The following is a 19493-nucleotide window of genomic DNA, read 5'->3' as shown; positions in this document are numbered from 1 at the left end:
TCAGGTTGCGTACCACCGCATGGTGAGATGTCCCGGCGACGGCCGTCGGACACCCGGCCGGGGGGCAACGGGCCTCCCAGCGAGTGAAACATCCGTGTTACCCGGCATGCGGACCGACGGTACGTCACAATCCTTGCCTCACATCACGGTAGCCTCGCCACCCAGTGGCAACCGATTCTTTTCGGTTCCGCTAAATTACATCACGTCACATCTGTCCCGTTTTCAGACTTTCCTTAGTTTCCCCGGTTCCGGGGAACGGCTGGAATACCGCTCGGCACGGGCCCGAGGCCGCCGGGAACGGCGCGCCTCGTCCCACACTGGAGGTCCCGGTGACGACACGTGGAGTTCTGTACGTGCACTCCGCACCGCGCGCGCTGTGCCCGCACGTCGAGTGGGCGGTCGCCGGTGTGCTCGGCGCCCGCGTCAGCCTCGACTGGATCAGGCAGCCCGCGGCGCCCGGTACGTGGAGATCCGAGTTCTCCTGGCGCGGCGCGGCCGGGACCGCCTCCAAGCTGGCCTCCGCGCTGCGCGGCTGGCAGCTGCTGCGCTTCGAGGTCACCGCGGAGCCGTCCGCCACGGCCGAGGGCGAGCGCTACAGCGCCACGCCCGAACTCGGCATCTTCCACGCCGTCACCGGCATCCACGGCGACATCCTGATCCCCGAGGACCGGCTGCGCGCCGCCCTCGCCCGCTCCAAGGGCGGCGAGAGCGATCTGGAGGCCGAGGTCGCCAAGCTCCTCGGCAAGCCCTGGGACGACGAGCTGGAGCCGTTCCGGTACGCGGGCGAGGGCGCGCCGGTGCGCTGGCTGCACCAGGTCGTCTGACACCGCGTCCGAGCGCGCAACGCGAAGGGCCCCCACCGGATGGTGGGGGCCCTTCACGTCGTATGACGGCGTATCAGACCGTCCGGAAGGCGAGCACCACGTTGTGGCCGCCGAAGCCGAACGAGTCGTTCAGGGCCGCGATCGTGCCCTCGGGCAGCGGGCGGGCCTCGCCGCGGATGATGTCCGCGTCGACCTCGGGGTCGAGGTTCTCGATGTTGATGGTCGGCGGGGCCATGCGGTGCTTGAGCGCGAGGACCGTGGCCACGGTCTCCACGCCGCCCGCGCCACCGAGGAGGTGACCGGTCATCGACTTCGTCGACGCGATCGCCATGTGGTCCACGTCGTCGCCGAACGCCTTGCGCAGCGCCTTGATCTCACCGATGTCGCCCTGCGGCGTCGAGGTGGCGTGCGCGTTGATGTGCGCGATCTCGGACGGCTTGAGGTCGTTGTTCTCGACCAGGTGGCGCAGCGCCTGCGCGATGCCGCTGCCGGACGGCTCCGGCTGCGTGATGTGGTGCGCGTCGGCCGAGATGCCCTGGCCCACCGCCTCCACGTAGATCTTGGCGCCGCGGGCCTTGGCGTGCTCCTCGGACTCGAGCACGACCACGCCCGCGCCCTCGCCGAGCACGAAGCCGTTGCGGTCGACGTCCCAGGGGCGGGACGCGCCCTGCGGGTCGTCGTTGTTCTTCGACATCGCCATCATGTTGCCGAACGCGGCGATCGGCAGCGGGTGGACCGCCGCCTCCGTGCCGCCCGCGACGACGACGTCGGCGCGGCCGGTGCGGATCATCTCGATCGCGTAGCCGATGGCCTCCGCGCCCGAGGCGCAGGCCGAGACCGGGGTGTGCACCCCGGCGCGGGCGCCGAGGGCGATGCCGACGTTCGCCGCGGGCGAGTTGGGCATCAGCATCGGCACGGTGTGCGGGGAGACGCGGCGTACGCCCTTCTCCTTGAGCACGTCGTACTGGTCGAGCAGGGTCGTCACGCCGCCGATGCCGGAGGCGATGACCGCCCCGAGCCGGTCGGGGTCGACGCCCGGGTCCTCACCGGCCTTCGCGGTGAAGCCCGCGTCCTGCCAGGCCTCCTGGGCCGCGATCAGCGCGAACTGCGCTGAGCGGTCCATCTTGCGGGCCTGCGGGCGCGGGATGATCTCAGTCGGTTCGACGGCGATCTGGCCCGCGATGCGGACGGGCAGCTCCGCGGCCCAGTCCTGCTCCAGGAGGCTGACCCCGGAGCGTCCGGCGAGCAGGCCCTCCCAGGTCGAGGCCGCGTCGCCACCCAGCGGTGTGGTTGCGCCGATACCGGTGACGACCACGGTGCGATTGGTCGAGTTCACTGGATTTCTCTCTCCACGATTGGTTCAGATGCGGATGCGGCGGCGCCACCGCCGGGTGGCGGCTGGCCAGGGCCTGCTGGCCGCCAGGCTCAGGCCTGGTGCTCGAGGATGTACTTGGTGGCGTCGCCGACCGTCTTGAGGTTCTTGACGTCGTCGTCGGGGATCTTCACGTCGAAGCGCTCCTCGGCGGCGACGACGACCTCGACCATGGACAGCGAGTCGACGTCCAGGTCGTCGGTGAAGGACTTGTCCAGCTGGACGTCCTCGACCGGAATGCCGGCGATTTCGTTGACGATCTCCGCGAGACCGTCGACGATCTCCTTCTCAGTGGCGGCCATGAGGCGCTCCTTCTTATGTATCCAGAGGGTGTGACGGCATCCGCGTGGATCCGAAGATCCGTAACGGGTGCCTAGGGGAGGGTAACGACCGTGGCGGCGTACACGAGACCCGCCCCGAAGCCGATGACGAGAGCGGTGTCACCGCTCTTCGCCTCGCCGGTCGCCAGAAGCCGCTCCATCGCGAGCGGAATCGAGGCGGCCGACGTGTTGCCGGTGGTCTCCACGTCACGGGCGACCGTGACGTGCTCCGGCAGTTTCAAAGTCTTCACCATCGAGTCGATGATCCGCATGTTGGCCTGGTGCGGGATGAAGACGTCCAGGTCGTCCGCGCTGATCCCGGCCGCGTCCAGGGCCTCCTTGGCGACCTTCGCCATCTCGAAGACGGCCCAGCGGAACACCGCCTGGCCCTCCTGCGTGATGGCGGGGAACTTGACCTCGCCGTCGGCGTCGACGGGCAGCTGGGTGACGTCGCCGATGCGGAACTCGTCCCAGGCCACGGTCTGCTTGATGGTCTCGGACTTGTCGCCCTCCGAGCCCCAGACCGTCGGGCCGATCGCGGGCTCCTTGGCGGGGCCGACGACGACCGCGCCCGCGCCGTCACCGAACAGGAAGGCCGTCTTGCGGTCCTCAAGGTCGGTCAGATCGCTCAGCCGCTCCACGCCGATGACCAGGGCGTACTCCGCGGAGCCGTCGATGATCATGCCCTTGGCGAGGGTCAGGCCGTAGCCGAAGCCCGCGCAGCCCGCGGAGATGTCGAACGCGGCGGGCTTGCCGGTGCCGAGCTTGTCCGCGATCTCCGTGGCGATGGCCGGGGTCTGCTTGAAGTGCGAGACGGTGGAGACGATCACCGCGCCGATCTGCTCGGGCCGGATGCCCGCGTCCGCGATCGCCTTGCCCGCGGCCTCGACGGACATCGCGGCCACGGTCTCCTCGGGGGAGGCCCAGTGGCGCGTCGCGATGCCCGAGCGGGAGCGAATCCATTCGTCGGAGGAGTCGATCTTCTCCAGGATGACCTCGTTGGGCACCACCCGGACCGGGCGGTAGCCGCCGACTCCCATGATGCGCGCGTACGGGGCGCCCTGACTGGGCTTGATCTTCGTCATGCTCCAGGCTCCTTCTCAGGCACCCGCCGCGTCGGCGGCGGTCTCGGCGATGAGTTCACGCGCGGCGTCGAGATCGTCCGGCGTCTTCACGGCCAGGTTCTTGACCCCCTTGAGCGCGCGCTTGGCGAGACCGGTCAGCGTGCCACCGGGGCACACCTCGATCAGGGCCGTGACGCCGAGCTCCTGGAACGTGTCCATGCACAGGTCCCAGCGGACCGGGTTCGCGACCTGGCCCACGAGGCGGGAGACCACCTCGGCGCCGCTCGCGACGGCCTTGCCGTCCCGGTTCGAGATGTACGTGAGCCGCGGGTCGGCGATCTGGAGGCCCTGGGCGGCCTCCTCGAGCACGGCGACCGCGGGAGCCATGTGGTGGGTGTGGAACGCGCCCGCGACCTTCAGCGGCACGACCTTGCGGACGCCCTCGGGCTTGTCCTCGGCGAGCGCGGCCAGCTGCTCGGCGGTGCCGGCGGCCACGATCTGGCCCGCGCCGTTCACGTTCGCCGGGGTCAGGCCGAGCTTCTCCAGGTGCGGGACGGTGACCTCGGGGTCGCCGCCGAGCAGCGCGGCCATGCCGGTCTGCGTCACGGCGGCGGCGTCGGCCATGGCCAGGCCCCGCTTGCGGACGAAGCCGAGCGCGGCGTCCTCCGACAGCACACCCGCGTACGCGGCCGCGGTGATCTCACCCACGCTGTGCCCGGCGACGGCGCCCGGCGTGATGTCACCCAGTGCCTGCGCGGACAGCAGACCGGCCGCGACGAGCAGCGGCTGCGCCACGGCGGTGTCACGGATCGCGTCGGCGTCCGCCTGCGTACCGTAGTGGACGAGGTCGAGCCCGATGGCGTCCGACCAGGCGGCGAGGCGGTCCGCGGCGCCGGGAAGGTCGAGCCAGGGGTTCAGGAAGCCGGGCGTCTGAGCGCCTTGGCCGGGAGCGACGAGTACGAGCACTCTCACACTCTCTCTTGTGGACAGGATGAACCGCCCGTGGGGACAGGGACGAAGAACCGCTAGGGGAATTGTAGGGGTCCGACAAACCCCTAGGCCTTGTGATCGCTGGCGGCCAGGCGCCCCAAGATCAACGCGATCCGCAGTGTGAAGGCGGAGCGTACATCTGAAGGAGACCATCCGGTGACGTCGGTCACACGTCGAAGCCGGTAGCGCACGGTGTTGGGATGCACAAAGAGCATCCGGGCGGCGCCTTCGAGACTGCTCGCCTGTTCCAGGTAGACGCTGAGGGTCTCCAGGAGTGCCGAGCCCGCCTCCTCCAGTGGTCTGTAGATCTCCTCCACCAGCTGTTCCCGCGCGGCGGGATCGCCCGCCATCGCCCGCTCGGGCAGCAAATCGTCCGCGAGCACCGGACGGGGCGCGTCCTGCCAGGCGCCGCAGGCCTTGAGCCCCGCGGCGGCGGCCTGGGCCGAGCGGGTCGCGGCGAGCAGGTCGGGCACGATGGGGCCGGCCACCACGGGCCCGGCCGCGTACGGCCCGATCAGGGCCTTGGCCACGGCGAGCGGGTTGTCGTTGCCGCCCGCGATGACGACCAGACGGGCGCCGAGCACCCCGGTGAGGACCTGGAGCTTCGCGTGCCGGGCGGCCCTGCGGATGGCCTCGACGGTCAGCTCGCTGTCGCCGTCCGGCGCGGTGCCGAGGACCACGCACACGTGGTCGGGCGAGTTCCAGCCGAGCGCGGCGGCCCGGGACACGGCGCCCTCGTCGGCCTCGCCGGACAGCACGGCGTTCACCACGAGGGACTCCAGGCGGGCGTCCCAGGCACCGCGTGCCTCGGCGGCCTGGGCGTACACCTGAGCGGTGGCGAAGGCGATCTCGCGCGCGTAGACGAGCAGCGCCTCGCGCAGCACCGACTCGTCGCCGGGCGCCGCCACCTCGTCGATGGCGGACTCCATGACCTCGATGGTCGTCCGCACCATCTCCACGGTCTGGCGCAGCGTGATGGCGCGGGTCAGCTCGCGCGGCGCGGTCCCGAAGACGTCCGTCGAGATCGCCTGCGGGGCGTCCGGGTGCCGGAACCACTCGGTGAACGCGGCGATGCCGGCCTGGGCGACCAGACCGATCCACGAGCGGTTCTCCGGTGGCATCGCCCGGTACCAGGACAGCGTCTCGTCCATCCGCGCGATGGCCTGCGCGGCGAGGCTGCCGGACGACTTCTCCAGACGCCTCAGGGTCGCGGCGTGCGCGTGGGCACGGCCGGTGCGGGCCGGACCCGGGGCCGCGGCACCTGTGTCCTGATGGATTTCGTTCGCTGAGGGTTCGGGCACGGGGACAAGACTGCCTTATCGGGGCGGCGGCGTGCGGGGCCGGGTCTAACGTGGGGTTCGTGATTGATGTGCGGCGCTCCGGCGAGCGGTACCCCGGCGGCGACCCCGGGGCGGGGATCGACTCCTACCACGCGTTCTCCTTCGGGCCCTACTACGAGCCCGACAACCTCCGCTTCGGCGCGATACTCGCCTGCAACGAGGAGCGCCTCGCCCCCGGCGCGGGCTTCGACGAGCACCCCCACAGCCACACCGAGATCGTCACGTGGGTGGTCGAGGGCGAGCTCACCCACCGCGACTCCACGGGCCACGAGTCGCTGATCCGGCCCGGTGACGTCCAGCACCTCAGTGCGGGCGCGGGCGTCCGCCACGTGGAGCGCAACGCGGGCCCCGCGCCCCTGACCTTCCTCCAGATGTGGCTCGCCCCCATGGAGCCCGGCGGCACGCCCGAGTACGGGGTCGTCCCCGGCATCGCCGACTCCACCCCCTACGCCCTCCCCGCAGCGGGCGCCCTCCTGCACGTGCGCCGCCTCGCCGCGGGCGAGCGCGCGGAACTCCCGCCCGCGCCGCACGTGTACGTCCACGTGGTGCGGGGCGAAGTGGCCCTGGGCCAGGAGGAACTGGGCCCGGGCGACTCGGCGCGCGTCACGGAGGAGCAGGGCCTGGAGGCGTCGGCGTACCTGGACGGCACGGAGCTGTTGGTGTGGGAGATGGCGTAGACCGCCGCCGTGCGCCCGGCGCTCAGAGCTCGGCGAGCACCGCGTCCGTGAGCGCGGGCCACACCTCGACCGCCCACGGCCCGAAGGCCCGGTCGGTCAGGGCCACGCACGCGGCCCCCGCGTCGGGGTCGATCCACAGGAACGTTCCGGCCTGCCCGAAGTGCCCGAAGGTCCGGGGCGAGGACGAGGCGCCCGTCCAGTGCGGGGCCTTCCCGTCCCGGATCTCGAAGCCGAGCCCCCAGTCGTTGGGGTTCTGGTGCCCGTATCCCGGGAGCACCCCCTTGAGCCCCGGATGCGTCACCGACATGGCCATCGCCACGGTCCGCGGATCGAGCAGCCGCGGCGCCTGCACCTCGGCGGCGAACCGTACGAGGTCGTCGACGGTGGACACCCCGTCCTTGGCGGGCGACCCGCCGCCCGCGAGCGCCGTGGACGTCATCCCGAGCGGTTCGAGCACGGCCTGCCGCAGATAGTCGGCGAAGGGGATGTCCGTCGCCTTGGCGATGTGGTCCCCGAGCACCTCGAACCCGGCGTTGGAGTACAGCCGCCGCGTGCCCGGAGCGGCCATCACCTGGTGCTCGTCGAAGGCGAGCCCGCTGGTGTGCGCGAGCAGGTGCCGCACGGTCGAGCCCTCGGGCCCGGCCGGTTCGTCCAGCTCGACGGCGCCCTCCTCGTAGGCGACGAGCGCCGCGTACGCCGCGAGCGGTTTGGTGACCGAGGCCAGGGCGAAGCGGTGCGCGGTGGGCCCGCGGGTCCCGGCCACGGTGCCGTCCGCGCGGACGACGGCGGCGGCAGCGGTGGGGACCGGCCAGTTCTCGATCAGCTCCAGGCTCTGCATGCGTACGAGCGTAAGCGGCGCGGGGAAGCGGCGGCGGCCAGGGGTCGGGCGGCCGGAGCGGAACGGAATCCGCTTGCTTCGAGTGCACTCGAAGGCCATAGCGTGGGGGCCATGATGACGGTGATGGAGACGCGGACCGCACCCGCCGAGGGCCACTACACGATCAGCGAGGTGGCCACGGCGACCGGTCTGACCGCGCACACCCTGCGCTGGTACGAGCGCATCGGCCTGATGCCCCACATCGACCGCTCCCACACCGGCCAGCGCCGCTACCGCGACCGCGATCTGCGCTGGCTGACCTTCCTCGGAAAGCTGCGCACCACCGGCATGCCGGTGGCGGACATGGTGCGCTACGCGGAGTGGGTGCGCGCGGGCGACCACACCTTCGCCGAGCGTCAGGAGCTCCTGGAGCAGACCCGGCAGGACGTCCGCGCGCGGATCGCGGAGCTGCAGGACACCCTCGCCGTGCTCGACCACAAGATCGGTTCGTACGTGGTGGCCCGGAACGAGGCCGCCGTCAGCGCGGACGTGGCCGCCGGGCCGCGCGCGACCTGAGCGGCCGCGGGGCCCGGCCGCTCACAGCTCGGCCAGCAGCTCGGCCTTCTTCGCCGTGAACTCGTCGTCCGTGAGCAGGCCCGCCTGGTGCAGCTCGCCCAGGTGCCGGATGCGCTCGGCGATGTCGGCCGGGTCGCGCCGGACGGCCGGCGCGGGCGCCGCGCCCTGCGTCGCCGGGGCCGCTCCCGACGCCCTGACGGCCGCGAGCACCGACGCCGCGAACGGCAGTGACTCGTGCACGGGGCCGTAGCCGAGCCCGAAGACGACGGCCGCCGGGTCCTGGTCGGCCTGGGCGGGCTGGGCCACCGGCGTCTCCCGGCGCAGCAGTCGCAGATGTCCCTCGAAGACCTCCGGCGAGCGCCACTCGACCCCGCTGAGGTCGGTCACCAGGAAGCTCTGGTCCCCGGCCTTCCACTTCGCCGACGAGGCCCCGGTCCAGAACCAGCGGAAGGCCACCGACTTGCCGTCGAAGGACGCCTTCCCGTCGTACGCCTTGAACTGCAGCGGCGCCTCGGGAGCGGCCACGAGATAGCGGTCCGCCTCTCCCGGGTCCTCGGCCGGCAGCAGGGCGCGCAGCTCGTCCGCGTAGTACTCGGCGAGCGTCTCCCGCTCCGCGGGCAGCACCAAGCGGTACGGGTCGGCTCCGTCCTTGAGCTGTCCCGCCGCGGCCTCCATCAGTGGATCGGCACCTGGTCTCGGGACCAGGCGCAGAACCGTCGTCCCCCGTTTGCCCGGTGTGAGCGTGACCCCCGCGATCGCCTCAAGGGGGATGCGGCGCTCGCCGAGAGCCTGGAACAGCTTCGGCGTGCGGATCCCCCGTTCGAAGCGGATGAGCACGGAGTCGGACTCGAACTCCCAGGCGGCGTGAAATCCGGCCAGTACATCACCCATGCGGCTCATCGTATGCGGCACGCGCTCCTCCGTCTCTCCTGCGGCGGGCCGCTGTTTCGCCGATTTCTACGCGCGTCAGGCCGCCGTCGTACCGGAAATTCCGTCGTGGCAGCCCGCGTCCCCGTCAGCGCAGCGCACGGCGTCGTACGCGCCGACGCCGATCCGGGCGAAGTTGCTGAGGCTGTCCGTGCCCGGCTCGAAATAGCCGGTGTGGCCCCGGGCGCGGTCGGCGGACACCACGCGGGCGCCGAAGCCGCCCGACACCGGGTCGGCGCCGTGGCCGAGCCCGCCGACTTCCATGTGCGGCACATCCTGGATCCAGTCGTCGCTGTCCCGTGCGGCCCACACCCGCGCGCTCGTGCCGAGCCCTGACACGTTGTCGGCGCGCATCCCGGGGCTGCCCGCGACCGCGATGTCCGTGACCCGGTCGGGCAGTCGCCGGGCGGCGACCCCGCACACCACCGAGCCGTAGCTGTGGCAGTACAGCGCCACGCCGGTGCGCCCCGGCAGGGCGCGCACCAGGGAGTCGAGACGGACGGCGCCGTCGTCGGCCCGCATGGAGGTGGCGGCGTCCACACCGAGCCCGACGGGCGTGGTGTAGTCGGCCCACGCGATCACGGCGGTCCGCGCGCGGGGGTCGGCCCTGCGCTCGGCGCCGTGGAGGGCACGGGCCATGCCGACCGGCGCCGCGTACTTGCGCTGGGTCCGCTCGAAGGTGAGGACGTCGGTGTCCACGCCCGGCACGATGACCGACACGCGGCGCGCCCTGTCGAGGTCTCCGAGGACCTCGGCCATGCGGCCCGAGCCCATGGGATCGAAGGCGAGGACCTGGCGGCCGGGGCGCATCATCACGCCGAACCGCTTCATCCTGCGCTCCGCCTCCTGTTTGCCGACCGGCGAGAGCCGGTCGTCGTGCATGCGCCGCCGCTCGATCGCGCGGGCCTGCTTCAGGGCGACGCGGTTCGCGTGGTAGCGCAGCCGGACCGGGGCGCCGTTCATATTGCCCACCGCGAGCGGGTAGCGGGCGGCGAGCCGGTCGCGCTGGTAGCCGGTGAGCGAGGCGAAGAACCGCGCGAGCCGGTCGGCGGGCGCACCGGCGTCCGGCAGCGGGCGCCCGTCGATGTGTCCCCGCTCCCAGGCGGCGAGGCTGGCTTCGAGCGGCGACGTGGCGCCTCTGTGCTGGCGCACCGCGGTCCACCCGGTGGTCGCCAGCATGACGAACACGACGGTGAGCGCGAGCAGCGCGCGCCAGATGCTGAGTTGGGGGGATGAGTCGAAGGAAGTCACTGCGGAACACCCTAGGAGAAGGCTGAAGCCCGCCGTGCGCGGGGTGAGGCAGATCACGTTTCTTGCTGGGCATTTGCGGCAAAGCGGGCGCACCGCGTATCGGATCGTCACGCTCCGTCGAAGGGGCGCGCGGGTGGCGCGCGTGGGGCGCGTGGGGGAGCGGGGTCTGGATGTACTACGAAGCGTCAAGCTTCGCTACTCAACGTAGTGATCGGCGGGGGGCGTTGACCGGCCGAACTCGGCGTCGCCCCGTCGCGTCTGTGACCGGCCGGTCACCGGCGAGGGGGACACGTCAGGGGTCGCGGTGCCAGTCCTCCGCGAGGGCGCCCAGATGATCGAGGTACTCCTCCGTCGTCGCGCGGATCGACGCGACGCTGGCGTCCTCGCCGGTGGCCCACAGCCGCCCCGCCGCCCGCATGACGCCGCCGAACGCGGCGGTCGCCACGCGCGGCCGCGGGTCGTCGGGGTCGAGGCCCTCCCGCTCGGCGAGCACGCGCGCGGCCCGCGCCTCCAGTTCGGTGGAGCGGTGCAGATGGACGGCGACCAGTGAGGGCGTCGACTCGATCATCTGGTACGTACGGATGTGGAGTTCGACCGGGATCAGCTCGGCCATGGCCTCGTTCATGGCCTCCCAGGAGTCGAGCACGGCACCGCGAAGCGCCACGAACGGCGGCTCGCCCGGGGGGCGTTCGCGCAGGGCGCGCATGAAGCGGGCCTCCACCATCTCCGGGACGGCGAAGGCGGTCTCCTGCTTGCCCGCGAAGTGCCGGAAGAACGTGCGCTGGGAGACGTCGACGGCCTCGACGATCTCGTCGACCGTCGTCTCCTCGAACCCCTTCGTGGTGAACAGTTCGAGCGCCGTGCGCAGCAGCGCGTCACGGGTGCGCCGCTTCTTGAGTTCGCGCAGTCCGGGCCTGGTCACGCCGCTCTCTTTCCTCCGGGGTCCGGCTCACCCTACCCGCGGCCTCCGGGGCGCGAGAGTCCTGATGTCAGTGGCTGTCTTATAGAACTCTTTGTCAAGTGTCAGCGACTGACCCTAACCTCGGTCCATGACGACTCAGACTCCGATCGGCGCGGCCGACAAGCCGCCGGACCCGACGTCAACCTCCGGCTGGGGCAAGGGACTTCGTGGCCATCCCTGGCTGACCCTGGTCTCCGTCGGGATCGGCGTGATGATGGTGGCCCTCGACGGCACGATCGTCGCGGTCGCCAACCCGGCCATCACCAAGGACCTGGACGCCACGCTCGCGGACGTCCAATGGATCACCAACGGCTATCTGCTCGCGCTCGCCGTCGCCCTCATCACGGCGGGCAAGCTCGGTGACCGCTTCGGCCACCGCCAGACCTATCTCATCGGCGTCGTGGGCTTCGCCGCCGCCTCCGGCGCCATCGGCCTGTCCGACACCGTCTCCCTCGTCATCGCCTTCCGCGTGCTCCAGGGGCTGTTCGGCGCGCTCCTCATGCCGGCCGCGCTCGGCCTGTTACGGGCGTCCTTCCCGGCCGAGAGGCTGAACATGGCCATCGGCGTCTGGGGCATGATCATCGGCGCTTCCACCGCGGGCGGCCCCATCGTCGGCGGCCTGCTCGTCGAGCACGTCAGCTGGCAGTCGGTCTTCTACATCAACGTGCCCGTCGGCGCCCTCGCGCTCGTCCTCGGCCTGGTGATCCTCAAGAACCACCGCGCGGAGAAGGCGCCCCGGTCCTTCGACCTCCCCGGCATCGCGCTGCTCTCGGCCGCGATGTTCGCCCTGGTCTGGGGGCTCATCAAGGCGGGCGACCCGTGGGGCTGGGGCAGCGGCAGGACCTGGGCGTTCCTCGGCGGCTCCGTCGTCTGCTTCGTCCTGTTCGCCTTCTGGGAGACCCGGGTCAAGGAGCCGCTGATCCCGCTCGGCCTGTTCCGCTCGGTGGCGCTCTCCGCGGGCGTGGCCCTGATGGTCCTGATGGCCTTCGCCTTCCTCGGCGGCCTGTTCTTCGTGACCTTCTACCTGCAGAACGTGCACGGCATGAGCCCCGTCGACAGCGGCCTGCACCTGCTGCCGCTGACGGCCATGATGATCGTCTCCTCGCCGGTCGCGGGCGCCCTGATCACCCGGATGGGGCCGCGCGTCCCGCTGACGGCGGGCATGGTCTGCACCGCCGTCGCGATGTTCGGCATGACGAGCCTGACCGAGAACACCGGCACCCTCGCGATGTCCCTGTGGTTCGCCCTGCTCGGCCTCGGCCTCGCGCCGGTCCTGGTCGGCGCCACCGAAGTCATCGTGGGCAACGCCCCGTTGGAGCTGTCCGGCGTCGCGGGCGGCCTCCAGCAGGCGGGCATGCAGGTCGGCGGCAGCCTCGGCACGGCCGTCCTGGGCGCGGTGATGTCCACCACCGTGGACTCCGACCTGAAGGGCAACTGGCGGGACGCCGGACTGCCCGGCGCCCCGCCGCCCGGCCTGGAGAAGGCGGCCTCCACCGGATCGGTCCCCGAGGAGATGGCCAAGGCCCCCGGCATGAACGAGACCACCTTCGCCCGCATCACGGACGTGGTCCACGACACCTTCATGTCGGGCCTGGGCCTGGCGTTCGCCGTCGCAGGCGTGGTCGGCGCCCTGGCGGCCCTGGTGGCCCTCCTGACCAAACGCGGCACGAACGCGGAGCCGGGCACCGGCGGAGCAGGCCACATCTAGACAGCACCCCAAAGGGGCGCGGGGAACTGCGCGACCAGCCCCCTGCGGCCCGCAGTCGAAATCGAAGGGAGGGGCCCCGGACCCCCGGGGCCCCGGGGGGTTTTCGCCTATCCGGGTGAGCCAACCCGGAACCCCTTCCAGCTAACGCCGCCCGAGGCGGAGGGTGGTCGACAAGTGATCGATACGACACGGGGGTTGATGCACATGCGTACGACCATGCCTGCCGCCGCCTTCACGGCCCTCACCGCGGCCGCGCTCGCCGCGGCGGTCCTCACACCCGCGCACGCGGGCACCACAGCACCGGCACGGGCCGGTGCCGCGCCCCCGGGCAAGCTCGGCGCGTGCGGGCCCGGGGAGCTCTGCCTCTGGGAGAAGGCGGGCTTCAAGGGCACGCGGCACGTGTTCGAGCTGGCCGGGGTCGACATCGAGAGCTGTGTCGCGCTGCCGGAGGGGGGCAGCGCGCAGGCCCTCGCCAACCGCACCGGCCGCCCGGTCACCGCCTATCAGGACCGGGAGTGCGCCGAGACGGCCGAGTTCAACACCTATCCCGGGGGCGGCACCTGGGCCCCCGAATCGCCCTATCGCGTCAGGGCGTTCAAGGTCTGGGAGCGCTGAGGCCGAAGCCCCGCGGGCGCCGGGCCCGCCGGGAGGCGGGTTCAGGGCCTGCGGGGCCGGGGCACGGGCGGGGCGGCGGCCTCCTCGTCGGCCACCGGGGGCGCCACCGGGCGCGGCGCCGGACGGGACGCCGGCCCCGCGGACAGCGCGGCGACCTGCGCCCGCAGCGCCATCACCTCCGTGGTGAGGGCCTCGATCGCCGCGGTCTGGCGCCGCTCCTCGACGTTGTCCTTCTCGAAGCGGGCGATGAACCACGCCGCGATATTGGCGGTGACCACACCGAGCAGCGCGATGCCCGACAGCATCAGGCCCACCGCGAGGACCCGGCCCAGCCCGGTCGTCGGGGCGTGATCGCCGTAGCCCACGGTCGTCATCGTGGTGAAGGACCACCACACGGCGTCCCCCAGGGTCTTGATGTTGCCGTCCGGCGACTCCCGCTCCACGGAGAGCACCGCGAGCGAGCCGAACATCAGCAGGCCGATCACGGACCCCACCACATAGGTGGTCAGACGTATCTGTGACGCCATCCGGGCCCGCCGCCCCACCAGGAGCAGCGTCGCGACCAGGCGAAGGAGTCGCAGCGGCTGGATCATCGGCAGGACCACGGCACACAGGTCGAGCCAGTGCGTGCGCACGAAGCGCGCACGGTGCCCGGTGAGGGAGAGCCGCACCAGATAGTCGGCGGCGAACGCGCCCCAGACGAACCACTCCACCGCGGTGCAGGCGCTCGTCAGGGACGCGCTCGCCTCGGGTCTGACTATCGGTACGGCGTAGGCGACGGCGAAGGCCACGGCCAGGGCGAGCAGCGGACGTTGCGTGCGGCGCTCCCAGCGGACCTGTGCCGACGACTGCTGTGCGGCCTTTTCCTCCATGGGCGCATCGTAGGAAAGGCCCGAAGGGCGACGGACCTCAGGTCCGTCGCCCTTCGCACTGATGAGGTGTTCGCGTGGGGTGAGGGGTGGTGGTCGGGCGCTGCGCGTTACGCGTCGCCCCCGGCGGCGCCCGGGTCGGCCGCCGTCACGTCCAGGAGCTGGTAGCGGTCGATCGCCTGCTTCAGGGCGGAGCGGTCGACCTTGCCCTCGCGGGCCAGCTCGGTGAGGACCGCGACCACGATCGACTGCGCGTCGATGTGGAAGTAGCGGCGGGCCGCGCCCCGGGTGTCGGCGAAGCCGAACCCGTCGGCGCCGAGCGACTGGTAGGTGCCCGGGACCCAGCGGGAGATCTGGTCCGGGACGCTGCGCATCCAGTCGGAGACCGCCACGAACGGACCCTCGGACCCCGACAGCTTGCGCGTCACGTACGGCACGCGCTGTTCCTCCTCGGGGTGCAGCAGATTGTGCCGCTCCACCTCGACGGCCTCGCGGCGCAGCTCGTTCCAGGAGGTCGCGGACCAGACGTCCGCCTTCACGTTCCACTCCTCGGCGAGGATGCGCTGGGCCTCCAGGGCCCACGGCACCGCGACGCCGGAGGCGAGGATCTGCGCCGGAATGGCGCCCCGCTCACCGGTCTTGAAGCGGTGGACGCCCTTCAGGATGCCGTCCACGTCCACGTCCGCGGGCTCGGCCGGGTGCTGGATCGGCTCGTTGTAGACCGTCAGGTAGTAGAAGACGTCCTCGCCGGGCCTGCCGTCGGCCGTCTCGCCGTACATCCGGCGCAGACCGTCCTTGACGATGTGCGCGATCTCGAAGCCGAACGCCGGGTCGTACGCCACACAGCCCGGGTTGGTCGAGGCGAGCAGCTGCGAGTGGCCGTCCGCGTGCTGGAGGCCCTCGCCGGTCAGCGTCGTGCGCCCGGCGGTCGCGCCGAGCACGAAACCGCGCGCCAGCTGGTCGGCCATCTGCCAGAACTGGTCGCCGGTCCGCTGGAAACCGAACATCGAGTAGAAGACGTACACCGGGATCAGCGGCTCGCCGTGCGTCGCGTACGCGGAGCCCGCGGCGATGAGCGACGCCGTGCAGCCCGCCTCCGAGATGCCGTCGTGCAGCATCTGGCCGGTCGGCGACTCCTTGTACGCGAGCAGCAGCTCGCGGTCCACGGCCTCGTACTGCTGGCCGAGCGGGTTGTAGATCTTCGCGCTCGGGAAGAAGGAGTCCATGCCGAAGGTGCGGTACTCGTCCGGCGCGATCAGCACGAAGCGCTTGCCGATCTCCTTGTCCCGCATCAGATCCTTGAGCAGCCGTACGAACGCCATGGTGGTGGCGATGGACTGCTGGCCGGAGCCCTTCTTCACGGACGCGTACGTCTTGTCTTCCGGCAGCTGCAGCGGCTTGGCGCGCACGACGCGGGTCGGGACGTAGCCGCCCAGGCCCTTGCGGCGGTCGTGCATGTACTGGATCTCTTCGGAGTCGCGGCCCGGGTGGTAGTAGGGCGGCGCGCCGTCCTCCAGCTGCTTGTCCGTGATCGGCAGGTGCAGCCGATCCCGGAAGCGCTTCAGGTCGTCCACGGTCAGCTTCTTCATCTGATGCGTGGCGTTGCGGCCCTCGAAGTTCGGGCCGAGCGTCCAGCCCTTGATCGTCTTGGCCAGGATCACCGTCGGCTGGCCCTTGTGCGCCTTGGCCGCGGAGAACGCCGCGAAGATCTTCCGGTGGTCGTGACCGCCGCGGCCCAGGTGCAGGACCTGGTCGTCGGTCATGTTCTCGACCATGGCGCGCAGCCGCTGGTCCTCGCCGAAGAAGTGCTCGCGGATGTATCCGCCGGTCTCCGTGGCGTAGGTCTGGAACTGCCCGTCCGGGGTCGTGTTCATCTTGTTGACCAGGACGCCGTCGCGGTCCTGCGCGAGCAGCGGGTCCCAACTGCGGTCCCACACCAGCTTGATGACGTTCCAGCCCGCGCCCCGGAAGATCGACTCCAGCTCCTGGATGATCTTGCCGTTGCCGCGCACGGGGCCGTCGAGCCGCTGCAGATTGCAGTTCACGACGAACGTGAGGTTGTCCAGGCCCTCGCGCGCGGCCAGGGAGAGCTGGCCGAGCGACTCCGGCTCGTCCATCTCGCCGTCACCGAGGAAGGCCCAGACGTGCGACTTCGTCGTGTCGGCGATGTCGCGCGCCTCCATATAACGATTCATACGGGCCTGGAAGATCGCGCCGAGCGGCCCCAGACCCATCGAAACCGTCGGGAACTCCCAGAAGTCCGGCATGAGGCGCGGATGCGGATAGGAGGAGAGGCCGTACGGCTCCTTGGACTTCTCCTGCCGGAAGGCGTCGAGCTGCTGCTCGCTCAGCCGGTCGAGCAGGAAGGCACGGGCGTAGATGCCGGGGGAGGCGTGCCCCTGGAAGAAGATCTGGTCGCCGCCGTCGCCCTCGTCCTTGCCGCGGAAGAAGTGGTTGAAGCCCACGTCGTAGAGCGAGGCGGAGGAGGCGAAGGTGGCGATGTGGCCGCCCACGCCGATGCCGGGGCGCTGGGCGCGCGAGACCATCACCGCGGCGTTCCAGCGGGTCGCGTTCAGGATCTTCCGCTCGATCTCCTCGTTGCCGGGGAAGAACGGCTCGTCCTTGGTGGCGATGGTGTTGACGTAGTCCGTGCTGCGCATCTCGGGCACGGCGACGCGCTTCTCACGTGCGCGTTCGATCAGCCGGAGCATCAGATAGCGGGCCCGCTCGCGGCCGCGCTCGTCGACGGCCGCGTCGAGGGAGTCGAGCCATTCCTGGGTCTCTTCGGGATCGAAGTCCGGGACCTGGCTGGGGAGACCGCCAATGATGATCGGGTTGCGATCGGATCCGGAAGCCACGCTGTTCCTTCGCTGTGTTGTCGCGCGTGCACGCGATCGGATTCGTGCTCTGCCTTGACTCTGCTCTGGACTCTGTTTTGCGCTGTACGTGTGCTGTACCGGTACGTTACGACGTTCACCATCGTGTACCCCGGTGGTGGATACGTCATCTCTACCGGGGGGTAACCGGGATCCTGACTGGTGACCCTGGGGTAGGCTCGGTCAAATCGCAACGATACGCCCATCCTGCCTAAGGGCCCTGCGGGCCGTCCGGGCCCGACGGATGTGGCGGGAGTTGCGGTGACACGGCCGGGAACGTCACCGTTTCGGCGGTCTCGACGGCCGGGTACTTGCGCGATCCGTCCCGCCCGTGTGGACTACGGCCAATGCCCCGCGCACGCGCGTGGCTGAAGGCATTCCCAAAAACATGATCAGGAGGCAATCCGTGAGCGCGACCGCGGACCACGCGGAGACGAACCTTGCCGTAAGGCTGGGTTTCCAGCCCGACATGGTGGTCCAGGAGATCGGCTACGACGACGACGTCGACCAGGAGCTCCGCGAGGCCATCGAGCAGGCTACCGGCACGGAGCTCGTCGACGAGGAATACGACGACGTGGCTGATGCAGTGGTGCTCTGGTTCCGTGAGGACGACGGGGACCTGACTGATGCGCTGGTGGATGCCATCGCGTACATGGAGGAGGGCGGCTCGATCCTGCTCCTCACACCGAAGACGGGCCGGGACGGATACGTCGAGCCCAGCGAGATCGGTGAGGCATCCACCACGGCGGGTCTGTCCCAGACCAAGAGCATCAACGCGGGCAAGGACTGGAACGGCAGTCGGCTCAGCACGCCCAAGGGCGCTGCCAAGAAGCGATAGCCGGCCGTAGGCCCTCCGCACCGCCCTTCGTGAGGCCCCCGGCACACCGCTGGGGGCCTCACGCACACCCTGACGCCCGTGGCTCGGAGCCCCGCCGTACGCTGGGGACGCCCCCATGGCGTACCTGAAGGGAAGTGGGTCCTCGTGACGGTTGCGGTCGGTGAGACGGCTCCGGAGTTCGAGCTCAAGGACAATCACGGGCGGACCGTGCGGCTCGCGGACTTCCGGGGACGGAAGAACGTCGTACTGCTGTTCTATCCGTTCGCCTTCACCGGCGTGTGCACCGGCGAGCTGTGCGCGCTGCGGGACGAGCTGCCCAAGTTCGTCAACGACGACACCCAGCTGCTCGCCGTCTCCAACGACTCGATCCACACCCTGCGGGTCTTCGCCGAGCAGGAGGGTCTCGAGTACCCGCTGCTCTCCGACTTCTGGCCGCACGGCGAGGTGTCCCGGGCCTACGGCGTCCTCGACGAGGACAAGGGCTGCGCGGTGCGCGGCACCTTCATCATCGACAAGGACGGCGTGGTGCGCTGGACCGTCGTGAACGGCCTGCCTGACGCCCGCGACCTCAACGAGTACGTCAAGGCCCTCCAGGAGCTGGGCGGCCGCTGAGGCGACGGATGGCCCCGGGGGCGACACCCTGGGATTCTTCGGGTGCGGAGCCTGTGACGGGCGGGAACCGCTCACTAGGATCCACACGTTGATCCGATGGCAAGCACAACTGGGGCTCCCCGCCCCTGGACACTATTTGGGAGGACTCGTGGGAGTCAGCCTCAGCAAGGGCGGCAACGTATCTCTGAGCAAGGAGGCGCCGGGTCTGACCGCAGTTCTGATCGGCCTCGGCTGGGACGTCCGCACCACCACCGGCACGGACTTCGACCTGGACGCCAGCGCCATTCTGACGAACGCCGACGGCAAGGTCAGCAGTGACGCCAACTTCGTGTTCTTCAACAACCTGAAGAGCCCGGACGGCTCCGTCGAGCACACCGGTGACAACACCACCGGTGAGGGCGAGGGCGACGACGAGGCGATCAAGGTCAACCTCGCCGGGGTGCCGGCCGACATCGAGAAGATCGTTTTCCCGGTCTCGATCTACGACGCCGAGAACCGCCAGCAGTCGTTCGGCCAGGTCCGCAACGCGTTCATTCGCGTCGTGAACCAGGCGGGCGGCGCGGAGATCGCCCGCTACGACCTCTCCGAGGACGCCTCCACGGAGACGGCCATGGTCTTCGGCGAGCTCTACCGCCACGGCGCGGAGTGGAAGTTCCGCGCCGTCGGCCAGGGCTACGCCTCGGGCCTGCGCGGCATCGCGCAGGACTTCGGCGTCAACGTCTAGAGTCAGGCCCTTGACCTGGGCAAACGCCGTGTAGAGGGGTGCTGAGTCAGCACGGAATCAGCACGGTACTAGCCTGGTCAGCACGAAGACCCCCCGACTTACCTTCGGGGGGTCTTCTTCATGTGCGGCTCA

General features: G+C 70.7%; 19 protein-coding genes. 8 read left to right on the top strand and 11 right to left on the bottom strand.

The features are described from left to right. Nucleotides 1-329 precede the first annotated feature (329 nt). Entirely contained in the window at nucleotides 330-824 is a 495-nt protein-coding gene (locus CP982_RS13990) for a DUF3145 domain-containing protein (RefSeq protein WP_144003254.1), read from the top strand. Nucleotides 825-897: 73 nt separating this feature from the next. Here CP982_RS13990 and fabF read toward each other — a convergent pair whose 3' ends face one another. The 5 genes from fabF to CP982_RS13965 form a co-directional block, all read right to left on the bottom strand. After that, nucleotides 898-2160, bottom strand: coding sequence for a beta-ketoacyl-ACP synthase II (gene fabF, locus CP982_RS13985; RefSeq protein ID WP_150510832.1), 1263 nt, complete (start codon nucleotides 2158-2160; stop codon nucleotides 898-900). 89 nt (nucleotides 2161-2249) lie between these two features. Next, a complete protein-coding gene (locus CP982_RS13980; protein ID WP_030358543.1) occupies nucleotides 2250-2498 on the bottom strand; it encodes an acyl carrier protein in 249 nt (82 codons plus the stop codon). A gap of 71 nt (nucleotides 2499-2569) precedes the next feature. Next, on the bottom strand, nucleotides 2570-3601 hold the full coding sequence (locus tag CP982_RS13975; RefSeq protein WP_150510831.1) for a ketoacyl-ACP synthase III: 1032 nt from the start codon (nucleotides 3599-3601) through the stop codon (nucleotides 2570-2572). Nucleotides 3602-3616: 15 nt separating this feature from the next. Next, on the bottom strand, nucleotides 3617-4546 hold the full coding sequence (locus CP982_RS13970; RefSeq protein ID WP_150510830.1) for an ACP S-malonyltransferase: 930 nt from the start codon (nucleotides 4544-4546) through the stop codon (nucleotides 3617-3619). Nucleotides 4547-4635: 89 nt separating this feature from the next. After that, complete coding sequence (locus tag CP982_RS13965) at nucleotides 4636-5871, bottom strand: PucR family transcriptional regulator (RefSeq protein WP_372503356.1); 1236 nt, start codon at nucleotides 5869-5871, stop codon at nucleotides 4636-4638. A gap of 59 nt (nucleotides 5872-5930) precedes the next feature. On the opposite strand from CP982_RS13965, the gene CP982_RS13960 reads away from it, so the two are divergent. After that, a complete protein-coding gene (locus CP982_RS13960; protein WP_150510829.1) occupies nucleotides 5931-6587 on the top strand; it encodes a pirin family protein in 657 nt (218 codons plus the stop codon). A gap of 22 nt (nucleotides 6588-6609) precedes the next feature. Here the strand turns inward: CP982_RS13960 and CP982_RS13955 are convergent, their stop codons facing one another. Continuing rightward, entirely contained in the window at nucleotides 6610-7425 is an 816-nt protein-coding gene (locus CP982_RS13955; protein WP_150510828.1) for a serine hydrolase domain-containing protein, read from the bottom strand. Nucleotides 7426-7539: 114 nt separating this feature from the next. On the opposite strand from CP982_RS13955, the gene CP982_RS13950 reads away from it, so the two are divergent. Beyond that, nucleotides 7540-7980, top strand: a complete 441-nt coding sequence (locus tag CP982_RS13950) for a MerR family transcriptional regulator (RefSeq protein ID WP_150515471.1) — start codon at nucleotides 7540-7542, stop codon at nucleotides 7978-7980. A gap of 21 nt (nucleotides 7981-8001) precedes the next feature. Here CP982_RS13950 and CP982_RS13945 read toward each other — a convergent pair whose 3' ends face one another. From CP982_RS13945 to CP982_RS13935, 3 genes are all read right to left on the bottom strand, one after another. After that, on the bottom strand, nucleotides 8002-8880 hold the full coding sequence (locus CP982_RS13945; RefSeq protein ID WP_150515470.1) for a DUF4429 domain-containing protein: 879 nt from the start codon (nucleotides 8878-8880) through the stop codon (nucleotides 8002-8004). A 66-nt stretch (nucleotides 8881-8946) separates the two neighbouring features. Then, entirely contained in the window at nucleotides 8947-10158 is a 1212-nt protein-coding gene (locus tag CP982_RS13940; protein ID WP_150510827.1) for an alpha/beta hydrolase, read from the bottom strand. Between the two features lie 292 nt (nucleotides 10159-10450). After that, nucleotides 10451-11080, bottom strand: a complete 630-nt coding sequence (locus CP982_RS13935; protein ID WP_170316413.1) for a TetR/AcrR family transcriptional regulator — start codon at nucleotides 11078-11080, stop codon at nucleotides 10451-10453. A 127-nt stretch (nucleotides 11081-11207) separates the two neighbouring features. On the opposite strand from CP982_RS13935, the gene CP982_RS13930 reads away from it, so the two are divergent. Together CP982_RS13930 and CP982_RS13925 are read left to right on the top strand one after the other, a co-directional pair. Continuing rightward, nucleotides 11208-12827 carry an MFS transporter gene (locus tag CP982_RS13930; protein WP_150510826.1) on the top strand — a complete coding sequence of 540 codons (1620 nt, stop codon included), beginning with the start codon at nucleotides 11208-11210 and terminating at the stop codon, nucleotides 12825-12827. 204 nt (nucleotides 12828-13031) lie between these two features. Continuing rightward, entirely contained in the window at nucleotides 13032-13442 is a 411-nt protein-coding gene (locus CP982_RS13925; protein ID WP_150510825.1) for a peptidase inhibitor family I36 protein, read from the top strand. A 41-nt stretch (nucleotides 13443-13483) separates the two neighbouring features. Here the strand turns inward: CP982_RS13925 and CP982_RS13920 are convergent, their stop codons facing one another. Both CP982_RS13920 and aceE read right to left on the bottom strand, forming a co-directional pair. Further along, a complete protein-coding gene (locus CP982_RS13920; protein WP_150510824.1) occupies nucleotides 13484-14314 on the bottom strand; it encodes a potassium channel family protein in 831 nt (276 codons plus the stop codon). A 107-nt stretch (nucleotides 14315-14421) separates the two neighbouring features. After that, nucleotides 14422-17169: a pyruvate dehydrogenase (acetyl-transferring), homodimeric type gene (gene aceE, locus CP982_RS13915; RefSeq protein WP_150510823.1), complete on the bottom strand. Its 2748-nt coding sequence runs from the start codon at nucleotides 17167-17169 to the stop codon at nucleotides 14422-14424. A gap of 424 nt (nucleotides 17170-17593) precedes the next feature. Here aceE and CP982_RS13910 point away from each other — a divergent pair, with 424 nt between their 5' ends. The 3 genes from CP982_RS13910 (at nucleotide 17594) to CP982_RS13900 (ending at nucleotide 19361) form a co-directional block, all read left to right on the top strand. Then, nucleotides 17594-18025, top strand: coding sequence for a DUF3052 domain-containing protein (locus tag CP982_RS13910; RefSeq protein ID WP_058845858.1), 432 nt, complete (start codon nucleotides 17594-17596; stop codon nucleotides 18023-18025). Between the two features lie 144 nt (nucleotides 18026-18169). Then, entirely contained in the window at nucleotides 18170-18637 is a 468-nt protein-coding gene (locus CP982_RS13905) for a peroxiredoxin (protein WP_150510822.1), read from the top strand. Nucleotides 18638-18785: 148 nt separating this feature from the next. Beyond that, nucleotides 18786-19361, top strand: coding sequence for a TerD family protein (locus CP982_RS13900; RefSeq protein WP_144003241.1), 576 nt, complete (start codon nucleotides 18786-18788; stop codon nucleotides 19359-19361). Nucleotides 19362-19493: the final 132 nt, after the last annotated feature.

The organism is Streptomyces spectabilis (genome assembly GCF_008704795.1).
In the GTDB taxonomy this organism is placed as follows: Bacteria; Actinomycetota; Actinomycetes; order Streptomycetales; family Streptomycetaceae; genus Streptomyces; species Streptomyces spectabilis.
This window is presented reverse-complemented; position numbering and strand designations above follow the sequence as displayed.